This window comes from Nocardiopsis listeri (assembly GCF_020741345.1).
In the GTDB taxonomy this organism is placed as follows: Bacteria; Actinomycetota; Actinomycetes; order Streptosporangiales; family Streptosporangiaceae; genus Nocardiopsis; species Nocardiopsis listeri_A.
Map to the genome: position 1 here is coordinate 1 of NZ_DYZD01000258.1, position 3,835 is coordinate 3,835.

6 protein-coding genes are annotated in these 3,835 nt (G+C 65.8%); 1 reads left to right on the plus strand and 5 read right to left on the minus strand.

Annotation, left to right across the window (positions count from 1 at the left end; all coding sequences use genetic code 11):
• Positions 1-89: 89 nt before the first annotated feature.
• The 5 genes from K8V84_RS13465 to rpmH all read right to left on the minus strand — a co-directional run bounded on the left by K8V84_RS13465 (position 90) and on the right by rpmH (position 2,763).
• Positions 90-578, minus strand: coding sequence for a R3H domain-containing nucleic acid-binding protein (locus K8V84_RS13465; protein ID WP_304074648.1), 489 nt, complete (start codon positions 576-578; stop codon positions 90-92).
• Positions 579-721: 143 nt separating this feature from the next.
• Positions 722-1,660 carry a membrane protein insertase YidC gene (yidC, locus tag K8V84_RS13470; RefSeq protein ID WP_304074643.1) on the minus strand — a complete coding sequence of 313 codons (939 nt, stop codon included), beginning with the start codon at positions 1,658-1,660 and terminating at the stop codon, positions 722-724.
• A gap of 28 nt (positions 1,661-1,688) precedes the next feature.
• On the minus strand, positions 1,689-2,003 hold the full coding sequence (gene yidD / locus K8V84_RS13475) for a membrane protein insertion efficiency factor YidD (RefSeq protein WP_084392256.1): 315 nt from the start codon (positions 2,001-2,003) through the stop codon (positions 1,689-1,691).
• Positions 2,000-2,488, minus strand: a complete 489-nt coding sequence (gene rnpA / locus K8V84_RS13480) for a ribonuclease P protein component (RefSeq protein WP_304074646.1) — start codon at positions 2,486-2,488, stop codon at positions 2,000-2,002. The genes yidD and rnpA overlap by 4 nt, the downstream gene beginning before the upstream one ends.
• A gap of 131 nt (positions 2,489-2,619) precedes the next feature.
• The gene (gene rpmH, locus K8V84_RS13485) at positions 2,620-2,763 is read right to left on the minus strand and encodes a 50S ribosomal protein L34 (RefSeq protein WP_033303406.1); all 144 of its coding nucleotides are present in this window, start codon (positions 2,761-2,763) and stop codon (positions 2,620-2,622) included.
• Positions 2,764-3,543: 780 nt separating this feature from the next.
• On the opposite strand from rpmH, the gene K8V84_RS13490 reads away from it, so the two are divergent.
• Positions 3,544-3,835: DnaA N-terminal domain-containing protein (locus K8V84_RS13490; protein WP_369696629.1), on the plus strand; the 292-nt coding region annotated here is incomplete at its 3' end.

The window sequence follows — 3,835 nt, forward strand, 5'->3', positions numbered from 1 at the left end:
CCTGAGGGGGTCCGGGGGAGGCCTCCCCCGGACATACGTCGGGGGCGGTGTTTCACGTGAAACACCGCCCCCGAGGATGCCGCTACCGGTCAGTCCGCCGGACGCACCACCACGTAGCGGTTGGGCTCCTCGCCCTCCGACTCACTGCGCAGACCGGCGGCCGCGACCGCGTCGTGCACGACCTTGCGCTCGAACGGGGTCATCGGCTCCAGCGAATAGGACTCGCCGGACTCCTTGACCTTGTTCGCCGCGTCGGTGCCGATCTGGAAGAGCACCTTGCGGCGACCCTCCCGGTATCCACCGATGTCCAGCATGAGCCGACTACGCTCGCCGGTCGCCCGGTGCACGGCGAGACGGGTCAGCTCCTGAAGTGCTTCCAGGACCTCCCCCTCCTCACCGATCAGCTCCTCCAGGGTGGCGCCGACGACCGAGACCATCGCGCGGTCGCCCTCGACGTCCATGTCGATGTCGCCGTCGAAGTCCGCGATGTCGAGGAGACCCTCGATGTAGTCCGCGGCGATGTCGCCCTCGTTCTCCAGGGCCTCGATGTCGATTCCGGCCTCGGGTGCCTGGGCCACCGCTACACCGCCGTTCTCTTCCTCGCTACGTCCCACAGCGTTCCCGTCTCCTCATATCCGTCGGTCCCTGGCCGTCGTACGCCTCAGGGGCATTGTCGCCTGCGCACTCGAAAATCGCCGCGGCCGACACGAAACAGGGGGCCCTAGCTGGACCCGCCGGTGCGCTTGGAGCGCGACTGCTTCTTCGGCTGCTTGCGTTCGATCTTAGGCTGTTCCGTCGGCTCCGGAGCGGTTTCGGGGGCCTTCTTGCGCCCGAGCATGCCCTTGGCCGAACCCTTGGTGGGGTTGCCCTGCGCGGCCGGGGCGGCCTCACCCGGAGCCGGCTGGTTCCGGTACAGGAAGTGCTGCTGCACCATGGTCCACACGTTGGAGGTCACCCAGTAGACCAGAACACCGATCGGCATCATGAGACCGAAGAGCCCGAAGAGGGGCGCCATGTACATCATGATCTTCTGGGTCTGCATCATCGGGTTGTCGGGCTGCTGCGCGATGCTCCGCTTGATGCTCTGACGCATGGTCAGGAACGTCGTCGTGCCCATCAGCACACAGGCGATGGCGATGACGATCTTCGCCATGATGGGGTCGGTGGCCCCCAACGCCTCGAGGTCCTCGGGCGAGGTGTTGAACTGGGCCGCGACGGGCGCGTGGAAGATCAGCGCCTCACGGGCGCTGTCGACCAGCTCCTGGGTGAAGCCGAACTGCACCTTGCCCTCGGCCACACCGCGCAGCACGCTGAACAAGGAGAAGAACACCGGCATCTGGAGCAGCAACGGGAGGCAGCCCATGATGGGGTTGGTGCCGCTCTCCTGGTACAGCTTCATCGACTCCCGCTGGAGTCGCTCCTTGTCGTGCTTGTAGCGCTCCCGAAGCTTGGCGATCTTCGGTTGCACTTCCTGCATCTTGCGCTGCGTGTTCATCTGTTTGACGAACAACGGCACCATCAGTAGACGCATGATGGCGGTCAGCAGCACGATGGACAGGCCCCAGGCCCACCCACTGTCGGGGTCCAGACCAACGAGGGCCAGACCCGAGTGGATCCAGACCAACACGTGGCCGATGATGTTGTAAAGCCAGTCGAGCACCGGCCAACTCCTCGGTGATTCGGTTCAGCTACTGGTCCCCGGAAGCGGTGCCGGTCTGCCCGGTTCCGCCCGTAGATTCCTCGGACTCTTCGTTCCGGCGCCCTCGGGGCGGCGGAACCGGATCAAGTCCTCCGGGGTTGAAGGGATGACAACGGGCGATACGCCTGACGGCGAGCCACCACCCGTACAACGCTCCGTGCACGCGCAGCGCCTCGACGGCGTACGCACTGCACGAAGGATAGAAGCGACAGACCGGTGGAAAGAGCGGGCTGATGAAACGCTGGTACCCGCGGATCGGCAGGATCCACAGACGCGCGAACGCCGTCGGTCTGTGCTCGGTCATCGGCTCGTCCACCGTTCTGCGCCCTCGTCGGGGCGGCGGTTCCCGTCTGTTCCGCTGATCGCGGGGTCGCTCTTGGCGGGCTTTCGCCCACCACGGCCACCCCTGCCTCGCGAGGCCCCACGGGGTCGCTGGGCCGCGGCGATCGCGTTGTCGAGTCGTACCGCCAGGTCCTCCTGGCGCAGCTGGGCGGCGAGAGGTTTGGCACGTACTACCAGCAGGCTACCGTTTGGCAGAATGCCCAATCGTTCCCGCATCAGGTGGCGCAGCCTGCGCTGTACGCGCTTGCGCACCACCGCTCCCCCGACCGCCTTGCTCACGACGAAACCGATCCGTGGCGGATCCGCCTGTTCGGAGATCTCCACGGCGTCGGGACGCTTCGGGGCGAGGTAGACCACGCCCAGGGCGTCGCTCGAAGCGCGTCGCCCCGAACGCATGACCGATCCGAACTCGGCGCTGTGACGCATCCGGTTCCGTGGCGACAACATCGGCGTTCCTCCGGGAGAGGGGCGGGCAGCAGCGGGCCTCACACTCGGAACGGCCCGTGTGCCACACGACAAAGGGACCGGCCGGCGAGAAGGCCGGACGGTCCCAGTGAAGACTTGAGGCTTCGCGTGGCCTAGTGGCTCACGGTCAGCGCGGAGCGTCCCTTGCGACGACGCGAGGCGATGATGGCGCGACCGGCGCGCGTACGCATGCGCAGCCGGAAGCCGTGGACCTTCGCGCGACGCCGGTTGTTCGGCTGAAACGTACGCTTGCTCACTACTGGCTCCAGGGGCGTGTCAGGAAAATGCTACGACGACCCCCCATGATATGCGGGGCCTTACGGTGCGTTTGCCGTGGCCGCGACGTCGTGCGGATGAACACACACGAGCGCAGGCAGAATCAACGGCATAAGCATAAAGAAGATACGACCTGGTCGGGTCGAGGTCAAATCAGACCAGTCATCGCCGGTCCTCACCCGCCTGGACGGGGCACCCGGGTCGGTGTCGGGGCCACCTGCCACCGGCCGGCCGCCAGCCTGTGGACAAGTCGTCGTCCACAGGGCGGGAGAGTTCCACAGGGGAGGGAGTCTGTGGATAACCTCAGCCTGTGGATAACTTGCCGTCGGCAGCCCCCAGAAGCTCGAAAATCCTACAGACAGACGCCATACACACACCCTGACCTGCGGATTGTGGATAACTTTCAGTTGTGCACGACTGGCTGTCATCCTGTGGATAAACCTGTGCACAACGTGTGGACAACTGTCAGAACCTGTGGATACCGGAAGGTAGTCAAAGCCTTGGCGACTCACCGTCGAACGAGTTGTCCACAGGGTGGTTCCAGACCGGAAGTCCGGTTCCCTGGGGGAGGTCCTGCCCCGGCACCTCCCCCAGGGGAGGACAATGGAAGCCGTGGCCCCCGGACCCACGCACGGAAGTGACGCGCAACACCCACTCCCCCGTCCCCTCAACGCCTCCGAGCAACCCACCCGAATAGATTCGCATCGAAGGGACAGCAACCATGGCAGGTCACCTTGGCTGACGCACAGGTCAACCTCGCAATGGTCTGGTCGAGCGTGTTGGACGGGATCGACAACGACGCCCTCCCCGCTCACCAGCGCGCCTGGCTGCCTCAAACCCGTCCACTCGGCCTGATCGAGGACACCGCGCTGATCGCGGCACCCAACGAGTTCACGAAAAAGGTCCTGGAGAGCCGTCTCTACCCGGCCATCAGCAAGGCGCTCTCCGCACACCTGGGGAGGGAGATCCGGGTCGCGGTGACCGTCGACCCCACCGCCGTGCCCACTCCGCCCCCGACCCCGACCTCCCCGGGTTCCTATGGCGGCCCGGGCC

Excerpts from the sequence above, each read along its gene's own strand:
- rnpA (WP_304074646.1), bottom strand. The coding sequence starts at position 2,488 with ATGTTGTCGCCACGGAACCGGATGCGTCACAGCGCCGAGTTCGGATCG.
- yidD (WP_084392256.1), bottom strand. The coding sequence starts at position 2,003 with ATGACCGAGCACAGACCGACGGCGTTCGCGCGTCTGTGGATCCTGCCG.